The sequence below is a fragment of the Bradyrhizobium sp. SZCCHNS1022 genome (genome assembly GCF_032484835.1).
Classification (GTDB): domain Bacteria; phylum Pseudomonadota; class Alphaproteobacteria; order Rhizobiales; family Xanthobacteraceae; genus Bradyrhizobium.
The window spans coordinates 275,842-295,171 of record NZ_JAUETT010000005.1 but is presented as its reverse complement, the minus strand read 5'-3'; the positions used below and the strand labels follow the sequence as shown (position 1 = coordinate 295,171).

The 19,330-nt window shown below is 64.3% G+C and carries 20 protein-coding genes; 12 read left to right on the top strand and 8 right to left on the bottom strand.

Annotation, left to right across the window (positions count from 1 at the left end; genetic code table 11):
• The first annotated feature begins 5 nt into the window (after nt 1-5).
• Nucleotides 6-1,391 (top strand): glutathione-disulfide reductase, encoded by a 1,386-nt coding sequence (gor, locus tag QX071_RS26770; RefSeq protein WP_315705215.1) that lies wholly within the window; start codon nt 6-8, stop codon nt 1,389-1,391.
• A gap of 30 nt (nt 1,392-1,421) precedes the next feature.
• On the opposite strand, the gene QX071_RS26765 is transcribed toward gor, so the two are convergent.
• The 5 genes from QX071_RS26765 to QX071_RS26745 all read right to left on the bottom strand — a co-directional run bounded on the left by QX071_RS26765 (nt 1,422) and on the right by QX071_RS26745 (nt 3,242).
• Complete coding sequence (locus tag QX071_RS26765) at nt 1,422-1,754, bottom strand: hypothetical protein (protein ID WP_315705216.1); 333 nt, start codon at nt 1,752-1,754, stop codon at nt 1,422-1,424.
• A gap of 47 nt (nt 1,755-1,801) precedes the next feature.
• Nucleotides 1,802-2,227, bottom strand: coding sequence for a DUF1801 domain-containing protein (locus tag QX071_RS26760; RefSeq protein WP_315705217.1), 426 nt, complete (start codon nt 2,225-2,227; stop codon nt 1,802-1,804).
• A 14-nt stretch (nt 2,228-2,241) separates the two neighbouring features.
• A complete protein-coding gene (locus tag QX071_RS26755) occupies nt 2,242-2,439 on the bottom strand; it encodes a hypothetical protein (RefSeq protein ID WP_315705475.1) in 198 nt (65 codons plus the stop codon).
• A 72-nt stretch (nt 2,440-2,511) separates the two neighbouring features.
• The gene (locus tag QX071_RS26750) at nt 2,512-2,922 is read right to left on the bottom strand and encodes an SRPBCC domain-containing protein (RefSeq protein ID WP_315705218.1); all 411 of its coding nucleotides are present in this window, start codon (nt 2,920-2,922) and stop codon (nt 2,512-2,514) included.
• Nucleotides 2,919-3,242, bottom strand: a complete 324-nt coding sequence (locus QX071_RS26745) for a metalloregulator ArsR/SmtB family transcription factor (protein ID WP_315705219.1) — start codon at nt 3,240-3,242, stop codon at nt 2,919-2,921. Before QX071_RS26745 ends, QX071_RS26750 begins: the two co-directional genes overlap by 4 nt.
• Before the next feature lie 159 nt (nt 3,243-3,401).
• Here QX071_RS26745 and QX071_RS26740 point away from each other — a divergent pair, with 159 nt between their 5' ends.
• The 4 genes from QX071_RS26740 to QX071_RS26725 all read left to right on the top strand — a co-directional run bounded on the left by QX071_RS26740 (nt 3,402) and on the right by QX071_RS26725 (nt 7,948).
• Nucleotides 3,402-4,169 (top strand): DUF4336 domain-containing protein, encoded by a 768-nt coding sequence (locus QX071_RS26740; RefSeq protein ID WP_315705220.1) that lies wholly within the window; start codon nt 3,402-3,404, stop codon nt 4,167-4,169.
• Nucleotides 4,170-4,434: 265 nt separating this feature from the next.
• Entirely contained in the window at nt 4,435-5,823 is a 1,389-nt protein-coding gene (locus tag QX071_RS26735) for a class II 3-deoxy-7-phosphoheptulonate synthase (protein ID WP_315705221.1), read from the top strand.
• A gap of 1 nt (nt 5,824) precedes the next feature.
• Nucleotides 5,825-6,178 (top strand): diacylglycerol kinase, encoded by a 354-nt coding sequence (locus QX071_RS26730; protein ID WP_315705222.1) that lies wholly within the window; start codon nt 5,825-5,827, stop codon nt 6,176-6,178.
• 12 nt (nt 6,179-6,190) lie between these two features.
• Nucleotides 6,191-7,948, top strand: coding sequence for an NAD+ synthase (locus tag QX071_RS26725; protein ID WP_315705223.1), 1,758 nt, complete (start codon nt 6,191-6,193; stop codon nt 7,946-7,948).
• 262 nt (nt 7,949-8,210) lie between these two features.
• Here the strand turns inward: QX071_RS26725 and QX071_RS26720 are convergent, their stop codons facing one another.
• Together QX071_RS26720 and QX071_RS26715 are read right to left on the bottom strand one after the other, a co-directional pair.
• Nucleotides 8,211-9,395, bottom strand: a complete 1,185-nt coding sequence (locus QX071_RS26720) for a DUF2865 domain-containing protein (RefSeq protein WP_315705224.1) — start codon at nt 9,393-9,395, stop codon at nt 8,211-8,213.
• A 150-nt stretch (nt 9,396-9,545) separates the two neighbouring features.
• Nucleotides 9,546-9,851, bottom strand: a complete 306-nt coding sequence (locus QX071_RS26715; protein WP_315705225.1) for a hypothetical protein — start codon at nt 9,849-9,851, stop codon at nt 9,546-9,548.
• Nucleotides 9,852-10,262: 411 nt separating this feature from the next.
• Between QX071_RS26715 and cysS the strand changes: the two genes are divergently transcribed.
• The 4 genes from cysS to QX071_RS26690 all read left to right on the top strand — a co-directional run bounded on the left by cysS (nt 10,263) and on the right by QX071_RS26690 (nt 14,755).
• A complete protein-coding gene (gene cysS, locus QX071_RS26710; RefSeq protein WP_409997630.1) occupies nt 10,263-11,906 on the top strand; it encodes a cysteine--tRNA ligase in 1,644 nt (547 codons plus the stop codon).
• Between the two features lie 260 nt (nt 11,907-12,166).
• Entirely contained in the window at nt 12,167-12,670 is a 504-nt protein-coding gene (locus tag QX071_RS26700; RefSeq protein WP_315705226.1) for a GNAT family N-acetyltransferase, read from the top strand.
• A complete protein-coding gene (gene cimA, locus QX071_RS26695) occupies nt 12,667-14,265 on the top strand; it encodes a citramalate synthase (RefSeq protein ID WP_315705227.1) in 1,599 nt (532 codons plus the stop codon). Before QX071_RS26700 ends, cimA begins: the two co-directional genes overlap by 4 nt.
• A gap of 112 nt (nt 14,266-14,377) precedes the next feature.
• On the top strand, nt 14,378-14,755 hold the full coding sequence (locus QX071_RS26690) for a VOC family protein (protein ID WP_315705228.1): 378 nt from the start codon (nt 14,378-14,380) through the stop codon (nt 14,753-14,755).
• An 11-nt stretch (nt 14,756-14,766) separates the two neighbouring features.
• Here QX071_RS26690 and QX071_RS26685 read toward each other — a convergent pair whose 3' ends face one another.
• On the bottom strand, nt 14,767-15,369 hold the full coding sequence (locus QX071_RS26685; protein ID WP_315705229.1) for a TIGR00730 family Rossman fold protein: 603 nt from the start codon (nt 15,367-15,369) through the stop codon (nt 14,767-14,769).
• Between the two features lie 239 nt (nt 15,370-15,608).
• Here QX071_RS26685 and QX071_RS26680 point away from each other — a divergent pair, with 239 nt between their 5' ends.
• From QX071_RS26680 to QX071_RS26670, 3 genes are all read left to right on the top strand, one after another.
• Entirely contained in the window at nt 15,609-17,561 is a 1,953-nt protein-coding gene (locus QX071_RS26680) for an ABC transporter ATP-binding protein/permease (RefSeq protein WP_315705230.1), read from the top strand.
• An 82-nt stretch (nt 17,562-17,643) separates the two neighbouring features.
• On the top strand, nt 17,644-18,342 hold the full coding sequence (locus QX071_RS26675; protein WP_315705231.1) for a phosphatidylserine decarboxylase: 699 nt from the start codon (nt 17,644-17,646) through the stop codon (nt 18,340-18,342).
• Between the two features lie 92 nt (nt 18,343-18,434).
• Nucleotides 18,435-19,319 (top strand): phosphatidylcholine/phosphatidylserine synthase, encoded by an 885-nt coding sequence (locus tag QX071_RS26670; protein ID WP_315705232.1) that lies wholly within the window; start codon nt 18,435-18,437, stop codon nt 19,317-19,319.
• Nucleotides 19,320-19,330 lie beyond the last annotated feature (11 nt).

Sequence of the window (19,330 nt, the reverse complement as noted above, 5' to 3'; positions counted from 1 at the left end):
GCGAGATGGCTGAATTTGACGTCGACCTGTTCGTGATCGGCGGCGGGTCGGGTGGCGTACGCGCCGCCCGCATCGCCGCCGGCTATGGCGCGCGGGTGATGGTCGCCGAAGAATACCGAATGGGCGGCACCTGCGTGATCCGCGGCTGCGTGCCGAAGAAGCTGTTCGTGATCGGCTCCCATGTCCGCCAGGAGATTGCGGATGCGGCCGGCTTCGGCTGGACCATTCCGGAAGCGACCTTCGACTGGAAGACGCTGATCGCCAACAAGGACAAGGAGATCGCGCGGCTCGAGGCGGCCTACACCGCCAATGTCGAGAAGTCGGGCGCCCGCATCGTCAAGACCCGCGCGGTGCTGGAAGACGCTCACACGGTCCGCCTGACGACCGGTGAGAAGGTCCGCGCCAAATATATCCTGATCGCGACCGGCGGCGCGCCCAATCACGGCGCGGAGATCCCCGGCATCGAGCACGTCGTCTCCTCCAACGAGGCGTTCCATTTCGACGAGCTGCCGCGCCGGATCGTCATTCAGGGCGGCGGCTATATCGCGCTGGAATTCGCCTGCATCTTCGCCAATTTCGGCTCCGACGTGACCGTCGTCTATCGCGGCGACAACATCCTGCGCGGTTTCGATGAGGACGTCCGCAAGCATGTCCGCGCCGAGATGGAGAAGGAAGGCATCACCATCCTGACCGGCTGCACGGTCACCAAGGTCGAGAAGCACGGCGCTGATTACACCACCCATCTGTCGAGCGGATCGAGCATCGCCTCCGACAAGGTGATGTTCGCGATCGGCCGCCATCCGAACGTCGCCAATCTCGGCCTGGAGAAGGCCGGGGTCGCCATCAATCCGGTGAACGGCGGCATCGCGGTGGATCATTTCTCGAAGAGCTCGGTGCCGAGCATCTATGCGATCGGCGACGTCACCCATCGCTTCAACCTGACGCCGGTCGCGATCCGCGAAGGCCACGCTTTTGCCGACACCGTCTTCGGCAACAAGACGGTGCGGGTCGACCACGACAACATTCCGACCGCGGTGTTCTGCCAGCCCGAGGTCGGCACCGTCGGCCTGACCGAAACCCAGGCGCGCGAGCTCTACGACCGCGTCGACATCTACAAGACCAATTTCCGGCCGATCAAGGCGACACTCTCCGGCCGCGACACCCGCGTGCTGATGAAGCTCGTCGTCGACGGGGCGACCGATCGCGTGCTCGGCTGCCACATCGTCGGCGACATGGCCGCCGAGCTCACCCAGGCGATCGCGATCGCGGTGAAGATGAAGGCGACCAAGGCCGATTTCGACGCCACCATCGCGCTGCATCCGACCGCCGCCGAAGAGCTGGTGACGATGCGCACAGTGACCGAGCGGCATGTGAGGCAGGCGGCGGAGTAGGGCTCGCCTCTGCATCGGGCCAAGCGAGAACTACCGACTTCGCGGGTCGGTACCCATTATCTCAATGATCGTCCCGATACCTACCAGCTTTGAGCCTTCCTGGATGCGCCACTCACGCCCGGGATAGATCTGACTGTCGAGACCCGGCCAGTTCAGAAACTTGACGAGCAGGTCGATGCTTTCGCCTGGATGCAGGTCCATACCTTCGGGCAGGTCGATGACTCCGACGGTCATATCGCGATTGTCCGCGCCGGAGAAATTGTGGTTCGGGCGGTAGCTGCCGCGTACAGGTTGGGTCCGGCCGCTCTCCGCACTTGGCAGCAACCGAATTTTAGCTCTCACTTCAATGAGGTCGAGGGACATTGGATGCATCGTGTTGAGGCTGCAGTCTGCCGGACTGTCGCGTAGGCTCAGCGCTTGGTCTTCGACGTGTTCAGCTTCACCGCGGCGCGGATGAGGGCTTTGAACGCTTTTTCATCGATCTTGTCGCCTTCACGAACATCGATCGCACGCCTGACGTTGCCGTCGAGGCTTGCATTGAACAGGCCTGACGGATCGTCCAGCGCGGCGCCCTTGGCGAAGGTCAGCTTCACCACCGACTTGTAGGTCTCGCCGGTGCAGATGATCCCGCCATGCGACCATACGGGAACGCCGCGCCACTTCCATTCCTCGACGACATCTGGATCGGCTTCTTTGATCAGGGCTCGGATCCGCGCCAGCCTCTCGCCGCGCCAGTCGTCGAGCTCTGCGATGCGCGCGTCGATCATCCGGGCAGGGGAGTCGTCGGTGGTTGCCTTTGCGGCTTTCTTGGCGGCCTTGGATGGTGTGCCCGTCATCGCTCGTGCTCCCATCAGCCGATGCGTCCCGCGCGCCGCGCTGTCGTGTATGGCGAGGCAAAGAGGTAAAGGCCGGTCAGCAGCAGCAGGACCAGCGGGATCAATGCCAGGAGGCCGATCCACACTGCTGCCTGCCCCTGCATCTGAGCAATGATGTTGATGATGACGGCAACGACGAAGGCGATCGAGATCCAGCGGTGGCCCTGCCTCATCCAACGGCTCCAGCTGAACTCGAGCTTCTCCTCGTAACCGATTGCAGTCAGTGGGCGATCGTTTGTGGCCACTCAGTCCTCCCGCGCCAGCACTTGCTCCAGATTGTCGAAGAACTTCGGCCAGCCATGGCGGGCGCCGTGATAGGCCTGCCGCTGATCGGACCGGAAGCCCGTTTGCTCTATGCGCAGACGAGTGCCCGCAGGCGTCGGCGTGAGCGTCCAGGTGACGACGCTATCGAGGCCAAGCGCCGCCCAGGTGTAGGACAGCGTCCTGTTCGGCTCGATGGTCGTCACCTGGCAAGCGACGGCGCCCCAGTCCGCACTCAGCGTGAAGCGATGGTTCGCGACCGGCTGGAAGTCGTTCTTCATCAGCCACTCCGCGATCAGATGCGGCTGGGTGAGCGCGCGCCAGATCTTTTCGGGCGGATGCTGAAAATCCCGTTCGACGATAACGGTGCGTGTATCGGTCGCGGTATCGGTCATTGGTCCATCCTCCTGAGTAGATTTTCGAGGTCGTCGAACCGGCTCTCCCAGAAGCCGGTCATCCGCTGGGTCCAGTCGATCAGCGGCCTCAACGCGCGGAGCTGCGCGCTGTAATGCGTCTGGCGGCCTTCGTGGCGATCGTTCACCAGTCCAGCCTGCTTCAGGATCGCGAGATGCTTGGAAACCGCGGGCTGCGAGACACCGGCCGAAGCGGTCAACGCCCCGACGGTCTGCTCGCCCTGGCGGCACAGGCGCTCGAAGATGGCGCGCCGGGTTGGATCGGCGAGCGTCCTGAACAGGAGGTCGGGGCTGTTCGACATCTGATCAATAACTCATTGATTATGGATTGATGTATAACCAGAGAGTTATGAGAACGTCAAGCGGGGAGACCTGACGGCATCCGCCTGGCACCATGCCTCGGAACCGCCGTCTGCGCCGGCGCTTGAGCCGGTGCAGCAGGGGGGGCAGGAGAGCTTGGGATGGCGCACAGCGCGTCGACGGAGACCTATCCGCCGCTGAACACCTTGAAGCCGATCGCCGACGGCATCTGGATCGTGGACGGTCCGACCATCCGGTTCGGACCTCCCGGGCTGAAACTTCCATTTCCGACCCGAATGACGGTGATCCGCCTGGTGTCAGGCGGATTGTTCGTGCATTCGCCGACGCCGCTCACGCCGGACTTGCGCGCACAGATCGAACGCGAAGGCCGGGTGCGCTTTCTCATCGGCCCCAACCGCATCCACTATTGGTGGCTTCCGGAATGGCACGCCGCCTTTCCCGACGCGCTGGTCTATCTGGCGCCGCGCATTCGCGAGCAGGCGGACAAGCAGACGGAGCGCCGGATCAGCTTTGCTAGCCTGCCGCTCTATCATGCCGATGGGTACCCGTGGGACGAGGAGATCGCCACGCTGCCGGTCGTCGGCAGCTACATGACCGAGGTCGAGTTCTTTCATCTCGCATCGCGCACGCTGATCCTGACCGACCTGATCGAGAATTTCGAGCCGGCCAAGGTCGGCCGCGGATGGATGACCTATCTGACCTGGATCGGCGGCGTGAAGCCGCCTTATGGTGGGTTGCCGCGCGACCTGGGTCTGACCTTCACGTGGCGGCACCGCGCGCAACTGCGCGCCGCGGTCGAGACCATGATCGCGTGGCATCCAGAGCGGATCGTCATCGCGCACGGCAAGTGGCACGAGACCAACGGTGCCGCGGTTCTCCGCAACGCGTTCGCTTGGCTGCTCAAATGAGCCGGCAGCGGCGGCACAGCGAGCGGTTCGTCGGGGGCCTTGCGCAGCACGAGGCGCAGTATCGCGTGCGCTCGTGAGGACGAAGATCGGCTGCAAGCTCAACTCCAGCTCCTCTCGCTAGGGAGCAGAATGGAATACGCCTTCTGTTGCAATGCTTTGCCCTGATCACCTAAATCCAAGTGGCAGTTCAGGGGCGGGCTGTGTATAAGGCGGCCTCCGCAAGTGACGGAAAACCTGCGGTTTTTGCTTGAAGGAGTGGAAGGCGATGTCCGAGCGGTGGACCCCGGAGAGCTGGCGTTCCAAGCCGGTCCAGCAAATGCCGGTCTATCCTGACAAAAAGGCCCTGGCCGAGGTCGAGGCGCAGCTCGCCACGTTCCCGCCGCTGGTGTTCGCCGGCGAGGCCCGTAATTTGAAGAAGGCGCTGGCGCGGGTGGCTGCCGGCGAGGCCTTCCTGCTGCAAGGCGGCGATTGCGCCGAGAGCTTTGCCGAGCACGGCGCCAACAACATCCGCGACTTCTTCCGCGTGCTGCTGCAGATGGCGGTCGTGTTGACCTATGCCGGCGCGGTGCCGGTCGTGAAGGTCGGGCGCATCGCCGGCCAGTTCGCAAAGCCGCGCTCCTCGCCGACCGAAAAGATGGGCGGCGTCGAGTTGCCGAGCTATCGCGGCGACATCGTCAACGACATCGCCTTCACGCGGCAGGCGCGTACCCCCGATCCGCAGCGCCAGCTCGACGCCTACCGGCAGTCGGCCGCGACTTTGAATCTGTTGCGCGCGTTCGCCACCGGCGGCTTCGCCAATCTCGGCAGCGTGCATCAATGGATGCTGGGATTCGTCGAGGATAGCCCGCAGTCCCGCCGCTACAAGGAGCTCGCGGATCGCATCTCGGAGGCGCTGAACTTCATGCGCGCCTGCGGCCTCGATCTGGAGAGCCATCCGGAGCTGCGCGCCACCGATTTCTACACCAGCCACGAGGCGCTGCTGCTCGGCTACGAGCAGGCCTTCACCCGGGTCGATTCCACCACCGGCGACTGGTACGCGACCTCGGGCCATTTCATCTGGATCGGCGACCGCACCCGCCAGCTCGACCACGCCCACATCGAGTATTTCCGTGGCATCAAGAACCCGATCGGGCTGAAATGCGGCCCGTCGCTGAAGCCGGATGAGCTGTTGAAGCTGTTCGACGTGCTCAACCCGGACAACGAGCCGGGGCGGCTGACCCTGATCAACCGTTTCGGCGCCGACAAGGTCGGCGACCACTTGCCGGGGCTGATCCGCGCCATCAAGCGCGAGGGGCGCAAGGTGGTGTGGTCGTGCGACCCGATGCATGGCAACACCATCACCTCGACCTCAGGCTACAAGACGCGGCCGTTCGACCGCATCGTGTCCGAGGTGAGGGCGTTCTTCGCGATCCATGCGGCGGAGGGGACCCATGCCGGCGGCATCCATCTGGAGATGACCGGCAAGGACGTCACTGAATGCATCGGCGGTGCCCGGGCCATCACCGACGAGGATCTCAACGACCGCTATCACACGGTGTGCGATCCGCGCCTCAATGCCGAACAGTCGATCGACATGGCGTTCCTGATCGCCGAATTGTTGAAGCAGCAGCGCGGCGGCAAGGCCGCGCCGATGCCGGCGGTTGCGGGATTGTAGCGTGCTGCGACTTTGGCGCGCGACGCTCAACTCGCGCAATGGGCTGATGTTCGCGGTCCGCTCCGAGCAGGCGGTGCGCGAGGAGGTTGTCGCGCTCCTGCTGGCGCTGCCGCTCGCTTACGTGATCGGCGCGACGCCGATGCGCTCGGTCGAGCTGTTCTGCACGGTCATGCTGGTGCTGGTGGTCGAGCTCTTGAACACCGCGATCGAAAAGCTTGCCGACCGCCTGACCACCGACCATGACCTGCAGATCGGTCGGGTCAAGGATCTCGGCTCGGCTGCGGTGGGCGTCGCGCTGTTGATGGCCGGCAGCTTTTGGCTGTTCGCGCTCGCCGAGCGGTTCGGCATTCTCTGAGGTGACGATCCCATGAGCGCACCGGCGGACAGTTTCAGGATCACGCTGGCGCAGCTCAATCCGACTGTCGGAGACATCGCGGGCAATGCTGCCAAGGCGCGCGCGGCGCGTGTGAAAGCTGCGGCTGATAGCAGCGACCTCATGGTGCTGCCGGAGCTGTTCATCGCGGGCTATCCGCCGGAGGATCTGGTGGCAAAGCCGGCATTCCCAGCGGCCTGTCGTGCAGCAATCGAGAACCTGGCACGGGAGACCGCCGATGGCGGTCCGGCGATGCTGATCGGCACGCCCTGGGTGGAGGAGGGCAGGCTCTACAATGCCTGCGCACTGCTCGCTGACGGGCGGATTGCCGCCCTGCGCTTCAAGGCGAACTTGCCGAATTACGGGGTGTTCGACGAGGCGAGGCTGTTCGCGCGAGGACCTGCGGCCGGTCCAGTCAGCGTGCGTGGCGTGCGCATCGGTGTGCCGATCTGCGAAGACATCTGGCTCGAGGAGTCGGAGGACTACGAAAACGTCGTCGAGACCCTGGCCGAGACCGGTGCCGAGATCGTCGTGGTCCCGAACGGCTCGCCTTATAGCCGCGACAAGAACGATCTGCGGCTCTCGGTCGCGGTGGCCCGCGTCACCGAGAGCAGCCTGCCGCTGGTCTATCTCAACCAGGTCGGCGGGCAGGACGAGTTGGTGTTCGACGGCGCCTCGTTCGTGCTGAACGCGGACCTATCGGTCGCGGCGCAACTGCCTGCCTTCGCTGAAAGCATCACGACCCTGACCTGGACCAGGGACGGGGACACCTGGCATTGCGCAGGACCGGTTGCCAGTCTGCCCGAAGGCGACGAGGCCGATTACGCTGCCTGCGTGCTTGGCCTGCGCGACTATGTCAGCAAGAACGGCTTTGCCGAGGTGCTGCTCGGCATCTCCGGCGGGATCGATTCCGCGCTCTGCGCCGTGATGGCCGTCGATGCGCTCGGTGCAGATCGCGTGCGCGGCGTGATGCTGCCCTATCGCTACACGGCGCAAATCTCGCAAGACGACGCCGCGGTGCTCGCGGCCAATCTCGGCATCGGCTACGAGGTGCTGCCGATCGCGGAGGCCGTCGAAGGCTTTGAAAAGATCCTGTCGGGTGCGTTCGCCGGTCTTTCGCCCGATGTCACCGAGGAGAACCTGCAGGCGCGCACCCGCGGCACCATCCTGATGGCGCTCTCGAACAAGCGAGGGGCGATGCTGGTGACGACCGGCAACAAGTCCGAGATGTCGGTCGGCTACGCCACGCTCTATGGCGACATGAATGGCGGCTTCAATCCGATCAAGGACATCACCAAGACCGCGGTGTTTCGCCTCGCCGCCTTGCGCAACGGCTGGAAGCCGGAGGGGGCGCTGGGGCCGGCAGGCGCGGTGATTCCCGAACGTATCATCACGCGGCCGCCGAGCGCGGAGCTGCGTGAGAACCAGACCGATCAGGACGCGCTGCCGCCTTACGATGTGCTGGATGCCATCCTTGAACGGCTGGTGGAGAAGGAGCAGCCGCTGGCCGAGATCGTCGCCGCCGGCTTCGATCGCGACACCGTGGTGCGGATCGACCAGTTGCTCGCGAGGGCCGAATACAAGCGCCGGCAGGCCGCGCCGGGTGTGAAGGTCTCGAGCCGCAATTTCGGTCGCGACCGCCGCTACCCCATCACCAACCGCTTTCGCGACACGGCGGAAGCGGCGCCGTCCGCGGATGAGGCGTTGGTCTCGCGCGGCGGCCGCGCCTCGATCGACGCGTTCGAAGGTTGAGCGATAACCGTTGCGGTTTGGCTCATTCGAATCCCTGGCGACAATTCAGTCGCATCTACTCTCTGCGGCAGGGCCATCGCACACAATTTGGCTGATAATCTCGCCCGCGCGGCCGTCCTTCGAGACGCTCGCCTCCGGCGAGCTCCTCAGGACGAGGGGGCATTTCGCCGTAAAATCGGAGACCCTCATGGTGAGGGCGCGGCGAAGCCGCGCGTCTCGAACCATGAGGCCCCCGAATATTTCGCTCCGGCGAAGCCGCCGCTCAGCGCGCCGGGATGAAGGTCGGGCCGACGGTACGGATCTGCTTGTTGTCCGCACCTGTTGCGGTGGTGTCGGGCGTTGCAGCGGGCGAGGTCACGGTGTCGGCCGGAGCAGGCACGGCGCCCTTCCTGGCCCCTGCCGGGTTGGGTTTGGTGGTCTGGCGCTGCTGCTGCATCCGTTTGGCGCTCTCTTCGGTGACGATGATGTCACCCTGCTGCTCGGCCGCAGCCTTGTCATCGATGGACTTCAGCGCGTCCGCCCAGGTCTGGCCCGGGGCCTTGCAGGAGCAGGTGGGATTGAACTCGGTGCGATATTTGAACGCGTTTTGCAGCGACGTATAGGGCTGGCCGTTGATCGACACCGCCTGGTTCATGTCCTCGCCCGGATTGCGATAGGTGAACAGCGTGGCGTCAGCGGCCGGGCATTGCGCCTTGCAGGCCCGCTCGTCATCGCCAAAGCGCCCCGGCACGGTGGCGAACGAGATTGGGAAATAGGCGCCGTCGCAGCTGCGCACGCAGACGGTGCGGTAGGTGCCGGTGGGCGCGGCGAGATCCGCGCTCGGCGGCGGCAGGGAGGCGGCGGGATTGGCGTTGATGTCGCCACCGCCGCCGAACAGGTTGGTCAGGAAGTTGCCGGGTCCGCTGCTGCCGCGGGCGGCATTGGCGTATTGCTGATACTGCGGGCCGCAATTGTTCTGGCCGAGCGCGACCAGCACGGAGCGGCGCTGATTGTCGCGATCCGAACCGCCGCCGAAACCGCCGCCGCGCAGGCGCTCGAGGCTGCCGGTGATCTGGTCGAGATTGGACCGCATCTGCTGGATCTGGGTGTTGACCGGGCTGCATTCGGCGGAACGGCCGTTGAACAGCGAGAAGAAGCCCGTGCTCTCGCAGCCCATCCGCTTGGCCTGCATGGTGACGCGGTCGAGCTCGGCCTGCTGCTTGGCGGCCGCCTCCTGGTAGCGGCGGATCTGCTCCTCCTTGCCGGGATCGCCTCCGCCGCGATCGATCGAGGCCAGCTGCGCTTCGAGCCGCGGGCAGATCGGATTCACCGCCGGCTGCGCGGGGGGCTGTCCCGGACTCTGCGGGTAGGGTTCGGGCGCGGACTGGGCGAGGGCGTCGGAGCCGATCAGAACCAATCCAAGCAGCGTGGCGCAGGCGAGCAGGCGCGAAGAAGAGGAAGCGATCAAGATGCGGTATTCCGGTCTATGGGTGCCGCGGGAGTAAGCACAGAACGCGGAAAAATCGCGGCGAGACCGGCTTCCCATAGCCGCTTTGTTCGGCAGCGTCACGCCGTTTCCGAGGCGCTGCCGTGGCGGGAACCGCTTGTTCCCTGCAGCTCAGCGCTGGCAGGTGATCGCGACATACTCGCCGCAGGCCCCACGGGGGCAGTTTGCAGCCGGTTTTGGCACCGATCCGGTGATCTCGTCCGGGTCGACCCGGCGATAGGAGGAGGCCTGTGCAAAATCACGTGATTGGCAATAGGAACGGGCCGCAGGCGCGCCGCATTTGTCGCCCTTCGCCAGGCACTGGTCGACGCCGTAGCCGTCGGCTTCGTTGGCGATGATGAAGATGCGGCTTTCCGCGTGGGCTATGGTTGCGGCAACGACGAGGACACAGGCGAGCGCAGTCGAGAGGAATCGCATGGTGCACCAAGCGTTGGGAGAATGCCCGCAACTGTAGATCGAAGGGGTTAACAATGATTAACCAGGCGGCGGGGCGCGAGCATTTGGGCGGCGAAGGTGGCCGATTTGCGGCCCTTGACGGCAACACCCGCGTAGCCCATGGTGATTTCCATGAACGGCCTCCTCGCCATTTGCTGCATTTGCCGCGAGATTACGCGCTAGCGATTCGCTGGCTGAGGCTGTCTATTCTCAACAGAGATGATCAGGACGCCCGGCCGGTAGGTCGGGCTTTTGTTGTTTTGCGCCATGCGCGGTCGCATCCGGCCGAGCCCGTGGCGAGGGCAAGGGGCAGGTCAGGGGTCAGCTAACGCCTGCGGTCCGACCATCGCTGTCGCGATTGCGTCGCAGACCGAGGCTTCTGGGGACGGATCGATGGAATTGCGTTTGTACGATACTTCGTCGCGGGAGAAGCGCAGCTTCGTGCCGCTCGATCCGAACAACGTCCGCATGTATGTCTGCGGGCCGACGGTCTATGACTTCGCCCACATCGGCAATGCGCGGCCGGTCATCGTCTTCGACGTGCTGTTCCGGCTGCTGCGGCATCGCTATGGGGCCGATCACGTCACCTATGTCCGTAATATCACGGACGTCGACGACAAGATCAACGACCGCGCCGCGCGTGACTATCCCGGCCTGCCGCTGAACGAGGCGATCCGCAAGGTCACGGAACTGACCGAGCAGCAGTTCCACGACGACGTCGATGCGCTCGGCTGCTTGCGCCCGACGATCGAGCCGCGCGCGACCGAACATATCGCCGAGATGCGCGCCATCATCGAGAAGCTGGTCGCCGGCGGCTTTGCCTATGTCGAACAGGACCATGTCCTGTTCTCGCCGGGAGCGATGAACGCGGCGAATTCGATGCTGCCGCGCTATGGCGCGCTGGCGAACCGTTCGCTCGACGAAATGATCGCCGGCGCCCGCGTCGATGTCGCGCCCTACAAGCGCGACGCCACGGATTTCGTGCTGTGGAAGCCGTCCAAGCCCGGCGAGCCGTCCTGGCCGTCGCCGGCCGGCATCAAGGTCGAGGGGCGGCCCGGCTGGCACATCGAATGCTCGGCGATGTCGTGGAAGCATCTCGGCGAGACCTTCGACATCCACGGCGGCGGCATCGATCTCGTCTTTCCGCATCACGAGAACGAGGTCGCGCAGAGCTGCTGCGCCTTCCATACAGCGCGCATGGCGAACGTCTGGATGCACAACGGCTTCCTGCAGGTCGAGGGCGAGAAGATGTCGAAGAGCCTCGGCAACTTCGTCACGATCCGGGACCTCTTGCAGGAATATCCAGGTGATGTCCTGCGACTGCTAATGCTGAGCACACACTATCGTCAGCCAATCGATTGGACGCGAGTTGGACTTGAGAATTCCAGAAGAGAGCTACTAGATTGGACAGACTTAGTAGTCGATTTGGTCGGCCCGACGAGAGAATTGGTTAAGAGCAATGACGCTCCGGATGATCGGCTTGTCGAAGCTTTGGCGGATGATCTGAACACGCCTAAGGCTATAACTCGCCTTCGCGAGATGTACCATCTTGTCAAATCTGGCAGACTCCCGGTGGATTCATTTGTTGCAAGTCTAAGCGCTCTTGGTTTCCGTAATATCAACAAGCCTGGCTTCTTTCATCCAGGCTTCGATGCGAGTGTGTACCTGAGCGGTCCTCAGATAGATCAGAAGATTCAAGCGGACATCGTTCACTATAGATCGGCTGTTGCAAATGGGCTCGATGAGCAGAGGGGTAGACTCGAGGACACTCTGTGGGCAGCAGGCTTCATTGTTCAATTGAACGATGCCGGTGTCTTGTTCGTTGGTAACAGAACAAGCGCTGAAATGGTGGACCTTGAGGCACAGCTTACAGAAAAGGTTGAAAAGCTAATCGCGGCACGCACCGCCGCGCGTGCCCGCAAGGACTTCACCGAATCCGACCGCATCCGCGACGAACTCGCGGCGATGGGCGTGGTGCTGAAGGACGGCAAGGGGCCGGACGGAAAGCCCGTCACAACCTGGGAGATCGCGCGATGACAGCGCCACGGGTTCTCACGCGTAGGGTGGGCAAAGGCGCGGAGCGCCGTGCCCACCATCTTGCGCGTTCGCGGATCGGTGGTGGGTACGCTCCGCTTTGCCCACCCTACGGAGCTCCCGCGCTGAAAGAGGAGATCGCGCGATGAGCCGGCCCGACACGCCTTTTCCGCGGCACTGGCTGTACTACATCCTGCTGAAGCTGGTGCTGATCGCGGGCGCGGTGGCGCTGGTGACGAAACTTTACGGCTTGTGGTGAGGATATGGGACAAGCTCTACCGAAGGCCGCGCTGCGGCCCTTCCTCGCCGCCGATACGCCCATGCTCGCCACGATCTTTGTCGCCGCGATCCAGGAGCTGACAGGCGACGATTACAGCGAGGACCAGCAGGAGGCCTGGGCTTCCGTGGCTGACAATGAAGCGGCCTTCGGCAAGAAGCTTGCTTCCGAGCTGACCTTGATCGCGACGATGCAGGGCTCGCCGGTCGGCTTCGCCGCGCTCAAGGGCAACGACCATATCGACATGCTCTATGTGCATCCGAGCGTGGCCGGGCAGGGTGTCGGTGCGCTGCTCTGTGACGCCCTGGAGAAGCTCGCCGGCGCTCGCGGCACCAAGACCCTCTCGGTCGATGCCAGCGATACCGCGGTCGATTTCTTCAAGAAGCGCGGCTACGCGGCGCAACAACGCAACAGCGTGACGATCAATGGCGAATGGCTTGCCAACACCACCATGAAGAAAGAGCTCGGCGGCTCGGGAGCGCAGCCATGAACAGGGAACGGCTCTATCTATTCGACACCACCTTGCGCGACGGCGCGCAGACCAACGGTGTGGATTTCACGCTCGCCGACAAGCAGGTGATCGCGCGCCTGCTGGACGATCTCGGCATCGACTATGTCGAGGGCGGCTATCCCGGCGCCAACCCGCTCGACACCGAATTCTTTGCCGAGAAGCCGAAGCTCGGTCACGCCCGCTTCACCGCCTTCGGCATGACCCGGCGCGCCGGCCGCTCGGTCTCGAACGATCCCGGCGTCGTCGCGCTGCTGGAGGCCAAGGCGGATGCGATCTGCTTCGTCGCCAAATCCTCCGCCTACCAGGTCAGGGTCGCGCTCGAGACCACCAATGAGGAGAACCTCGCCTCGATCCGCGACAGCGTGAGCGCGGCCAAGGCCGCCGGGCGCGAGGTGATGCTCGATTGCGAGCATTTCTTCGACGGCTACAAGGAGGATGCGGAGTTCGCGCTGAGCTGCGCCAAGGCCGCCTACGACGCCGGCGCGCGCTGGGTGGTGCTGTGCGACACCAATGGCGGCACCATGCCGCATGAGATCGAGGCGATCGTCGGCGAGGTGGTCAGACACGTCCCCGGCGATCACGTCGGCATCCACGCCCATAACGACACCGAGCAGGCCGTGGCCAATTCGCTCGCCGCGGTGCGCGCCGGGGCGCGGCAGATCCAGGGCACGCTGAACGGCCTCGGCGAACGCTGCGGCAATGCCAATCTCTGTTCGCTGATCCCGACCTTGAAGCTGAAGCGCGATTTTGCCGACCGTTTCGAGATCGGCGTGTCCGACCAGCAGCTCGCGGGTCTGATGAAGGCATCACGCACACTGGATGACATGCTCAACCGTGCGCCGAACCGGCACGCGCCTTACGTCGGCGAGAGCGCCTTCGTCACCAAGACCGGCATCCACGCCTCAGCCGTGCTGAAGGATCCGCAGACCTACGAACATGTGCTGCCCGAAAGCGTCGGCAATCACCGCAAGGTGCTGGTCTCGGACCAGGCCGGGCGCTCCAACGTGATCGCGACGCTGGATCGTGCCGGAATTCCGTTTTCGAAAAGCGATCCCAAGCTGACGCGGCTGGTCGAGGAGTTAAAGGAGCGCGAGGCGGCCGGCTATGCCTATGAGTCCGCCAACGCCTCGTTCGAGCTGCTGGCGCGCCGCACGCTCGGCAGCGTGCCCGAATATTTCCGGGTCGAGCAGTTCGACGTCAATGTCGAGCAGCGCTACAACGCGCGGGGCGAGCGCGTGACGGTGGCGCTGGCGGTGGTGAAGGTGGATGTCGCCGGCGAGCGGCTGATCTCGGCCGCGGAGGGAAATGGCCCGGTGAATGCGCTCGACGTCGCGCTGCGCAAGGACCTCGGCAAGTATCAGCGCTACATCGAAGGATTGAAGCTGATCGACTATCGCGTGCGTATCCTCAATGGCGGCACCGAGGCGGTCACCCGGGTCCTGATCGAGAGCGAGGACGAGCAGGGCGAGCGCTGGACCACGGTCGGCGTGTCGCCCAATATCATCGACGCCTCGTTCCAGGCGCTGATGGACTCGGTATTCTACAAGCTGGTGAAATCGGGCGCGCCGGGGTGAGGGTATTCGTCATTGCGAGGCGCGAAGCGCCGAAGCAATCCAGGCTGGTACAATGGAGGCAGTCTGGATTGCTTTGCTTCGCTCGCAATGACGGAGGGAAGAGGGGACCACCATGATCGACCACGTCTCTGTCGGTGTCAGCGATCTCGACCGCGCTGCGCGCTTCTATGAAGCGACACTGGCCGCCCTCGGGCTGGCGCGCCTGGTCAGCCGTCCCGCGACGGTCGGTTTCGGCAAGGCTTACCCGGAATTCTGGATCAATCTCCGTGCCGGCATGCCGCGCGTCGGCGCCGAGAGCGGCACGCACATCTGCCTGCGCGCCAAGACCACCGCCGAGGTCGATGCATTCCATGCCGCCGCGCTCGAGGCCGGCGGCGCATCCGATGGCGCGCCGGGTCTGCGGCCGCACGATCGCGTGCGCTACTACGCGGCGTTCATTCTCGACCCCGATGGCAACCGCATCGAAGCCGTCACATTTCCCTCGGAGTAAGCCCCCAAGCCTCAGAGCCGCTTGGCGATCTCCGGCTCCATCTGGGTGGCTTCCTTGGCGACGCGCGCGGCCGCCGCCTGCAGGCGCGGCAGGATGTCCTCGACGCGCTCGGCCTTCAGAAGGTCGATGGAGAAGCCTGGGCGGATGAACTCGGTCTCGCCCATATGCGCGAGCAGCGCAAACAGCGGTTCCCAGAACCCCTCGATATTGGCGAGCAGGATCGGCTTCTGATGGCGACCGAGCTGTTTCCAGGTCAGCTGCTCCACCAGCTCTTCCAGCGTCCCGACGCCGCCAGGCAGCGCCACGAAGGCGTCCGAGTGCTCGAACATCAGCCGCTTGCGCTCATGCATGTCGGGCGTGATGATGAGATCCTTGAGCGGCATCATCACTTCCTTCTTGACCAGGAAGTCCGGGATAATGCCGGTGACGTTGCCGCCATGGTCGAGCACGGATCTGGCGACCGCGCCCATCATGCCGACCGATCCGCCGCCATAAACGAGCCGAACCCCGTTCTCGGCGAAGATCTTGCCGAGGGCCTTTGCGGACTCGATGAAACTGGGATGGGTGCCCGGGCCGGAGCCGCAATAGACACAGACGGTGCGGATTTCGGTCATCTTAAATGTTTGGCATTGCAGCATAGAGGCGTCAAGACGGGAGTGGCAGTTGATTCGCATTTGCGCCAGCTCGAGCAAAGTCTAGCAGCAAATGCGATCCGCGAACGCCGCGCAAATACTGCGCCGCCGCGACAGATTTACTCCGCGCGAGGGTGCAGGCGCCGATCAGACGCTCTATATGACGGCAGCACTACGTCGCATCACAACATCCCACGATCCACGCTGTTCCAGGTTTCTTGATGGCTCCGTCTGACTTGCCTCCGCATACCGGTGACGCGCCGCAGCCCGCGCGCGCTCCTCTGGAGCAGGGGACGCTTGCCGGAACCCTGAGGCATTTGTGGCCGTATATCTGGCCGGGCGATCGCGTCGACCTGAAGCGGCGGGTGGCATGGTCGGTGGTGCTGCTGCTCGCAGCGAAGCTCGCGACCTTGGCGGTGCCCTTCACCTTCAAATGGGCGATCGACGCGCTGACCGGCGCCGACACTGCGCCGATTGCACCGTCGAACTGGACGGCCTGGCTGGTTGCCTCGCCGCTGATCATGGCCGCAAGCTACGGCGCCATGCGCATCCTGATGGCGGTGCTGACGCAGTGGCGCGACGGTATCTTCGCACGGGTGGCGATGCATGCGGTACGCAAGCTCGCCACCATCACCTTCGTCCACATGCACGAATTGTCGCTGCGCTTCCATCTGGAGCGCAAGACCGGCGGGCTGACGCGGGTGCTGGAGCGCGGCCGCAACGCGATCGAGACCATCGTCCGCATGGTGATCCTGCAGCTGATCCCGACCATTGTCGAGGTCTCGCTGCTGAGCGCCGTCCTGCTCTGGCAATTCGACTGGCGTTATGTGCTCGTGACGCTGGCGATGGTCGGGGCCTATCTGTACTACACCTACATTGCCACCGAGTGGCGCATCGAGATCCGGCGCCGGATGAACGATTCGGACACCGAAGCGAACACCAAGGCGATCGACTCGCTGTTGAACTACGAGACGGTGAAATATTTCGGCGCCGAGGCGCGGGAGGCCCAGCGCTACGACCGCTCGATGGAGCGCTACGAGCGGGCCAGCGTGAAGACCTATACCTCGCTGGCCGTGCTCAATGCGGGGCAGGCCGTTATTTTCACGATCGGCCTCACGGCGGCGATGTTGATGTGTGCCTATGGCGTTCGCGAGGGCCGCAACACGGTCGGCGATTTCGTCCTGATCAACAGCATGCTGATCCAGCTCTATCAGCCGCTGAACTTCATGGGCATGGTCTATCGCGAGATCAAGCAGGCGATCATCGATATCGAAATGATGTTCGGCGTGCTGTCGCGCGATGCGGAGGTCAAGGATGCGCCCGGCGCCAAGCCGCTGGTCGTGACGTCGGGTCACGTCCGGTTCGAGGATGTGCGCTTCGCCTACGAGCCGGAGCGGCCGATCCTCAAAGGCCTGAGCTTTGATGTACCGGCCGGCAAGACGGTCGCGATCGTCGGTCCCTCCGGTGCCGGCAAATCGACCATCTCCCGGCTTCTATTCCGGCTCTACGATGTTTCGGGCGGCCGTATCCTGATCGACGGCCAGGATATCCGCCGGGTGACCCAGGCCTCGCTGCGGGACAAGATCGGCATGGTGCCGCAGGATACCGTGCTGTTCAACGATACCATCCGCTACAACATCCGCTATGGCCGATGGGATGCCAGCGACGCCGAGGTCGAAGAGGCGGCACGGCTGGCGCAGATCGACAGCTTCATCCGGATGGCGCCGAAGGGCTACGACGCCCAGGTCGGCGAGCGCGGCTTGAAACTCTCCGGCGGCGAGAAGCAGCGCGTGGCGATTGCACGCACGGTGCTGAAGGGACCGCCGATCCTGGTGCTGGACGAGGCCACCTCGGCGCTCGACAGTCATACCGAGCACGAGATCCAGGAGGCGCTCGAGCGCGTGTCGCGCAACCGTACCTCATTGGTGATCGCGCATCGGCTTTCGACCATTGTCGCTGCGGACGAGATCATCGTGATCGACCAGGGGCGCATCGCCGAGCGCGGCACCCATGGCGAGCTGCTGGCCCTGGGCGGCCTCTATGCCAGCATGTGGAATCGGCAGCGCGAGGCCGAGGCTGCGCGCGAACGGCTCGCACAAGTCGATGACGATCGCGATGCCTCCGAAAGCCGGCCGCCGCTGCCGAATGACCCGCTCGCAACGGCGGCCGAATAATCGCCGCCTTCCAAATGATTCATTTTGACCTTCCCTGCCTGCATCAATAGGCAGACAGGGACAACAGCCAACGAAACAGGCCATGTCGATCAGCAATTCCATTCGTGCCCAGATCCCGCCGATCCATCCCGAGGGCTATCCGTTCATCGGAGGCTTCGCGCTGGTCAGTCTGATCCTGTTCTGGATCTGGACGCCGCTGGGCTGGATCGCCACCGTGCTCACGGTCTGGTGCGCACTGTTCTTTCGCGACCCGATCCGGGTCACTCCGCAGCGCGACGGCCTGGTCGTGGCGCCCGCGGACGGTCGCATCTCGATGATCACACGTGCGCTGCCGCCCGCCGAACTCGGGCTCGGCGACCAGCCGCTGCCGCGCATCTCGATCTTCATGAGCGTGTTCAACGTCCATGTGAACCGGAGCCCGATCGCGGGCCGGATCGACCGGATCGCCTACCGCCCGGGCGCCTTCATCAATGCCGAGCTCGACAAGGCGAGCGAGGACAATGAGCGCAACTCGCTTCTGATCACGACGCCCCATGGCCGCGTCGGCGTGGTGCAGATCGCGGGCCTCGTCGCCCGCCGGATCGTCTCTTTCGTGCGCGAGGGCCAGACCGTCGGGGCAGGCGAGCGCTTCGGCCTGATCCGCTTCGGCTCGCGGCTCGACGTCTATCTGCCGGAGGGGACCACGGCGCTGGTTGCGGAAGGGCAGACCGCGATCGCGGGCGAGACCATTCTGGCCGATTTCAATGAGGTGAACTCCGGGCTCAGTTTCCGGACCGCTTGAACCCCTGAGCCGCGAGAACGACGTATTGGCTTGGGAGGCTCCGGGATCGCGGCAATGGCGCCGCAGCGACCGGTGAGCTATATGGCCCTGTCATGACCTACGATCCGAACGCTTCCGACATCCGCCGCCGCCGGTTTCGGCCGATCCCGGTGCGGATGCTCGTCCCCAACATGATCACGTTGCTGGCGATCTGTGCCGGGCTCACGGCCATCCGGCTGTCGACCGAAGGGCGGATGGAGCTCGCGGTCGCCGCGATCGTCTTTGCGGCCGCGCTCGACGGTATCGACGGACGGATCGCGCGGCTGATCAAAGGGCAGTCCAAATTCGGTGCCGAACTCGACAGCCTGGCCGATTTCGTGAATTTCGGCGTCGCGCCCGGTCTGATGCTTTATTTCTGGCAGTTGAACGAATTGCACGATAGTGGCTGGATCGCCGCGATGGTCTTTGCCATCAGCATGAGCCTGCGGTTGGCGCGCTTCAATGCCACCTTGGACGATCCCAACAAGCCGCCCTTTGCGGCGAACTTCTTCACCGGCGTGCCGGCGCCGGCTGGCGCGATCACCGTGCTGCTGCCGATCTATCTGGCCTTCCTCGGCACACCGAAGCCGCCGGCGCTGCTGACGGCGTTCTATACGCTGTTGATCGCATTTTTGATGGTGTCGCGGCTGCCGGTGTTCTCTGGAAAGACCATACGGATGCGGGTGCCGCCGGAATTGGTGCTGGTGGTCTTTGTAGGGGTGGTCTTCTTCGTGGCGTTGCTGGTGGTCTATCCCTGGCAGATCCTGTCGGCCGGCTCGATCCTGTACCTGCTGAGCCTGCCCCTCGGCTGGCGATCGTATCGCGAGCAGGCCATACGGCATTCCGCGGCGGTCGGCGCGGCGGCCGCGGCGAATGCGCCGGCCGCGCCTGCAACCTCGTTCCAGGCTCCGCTGAGCCATGGCGGCGACGAGGAGCAGCCGCCGGAACGGCTGCACTGAACTCCTGCACT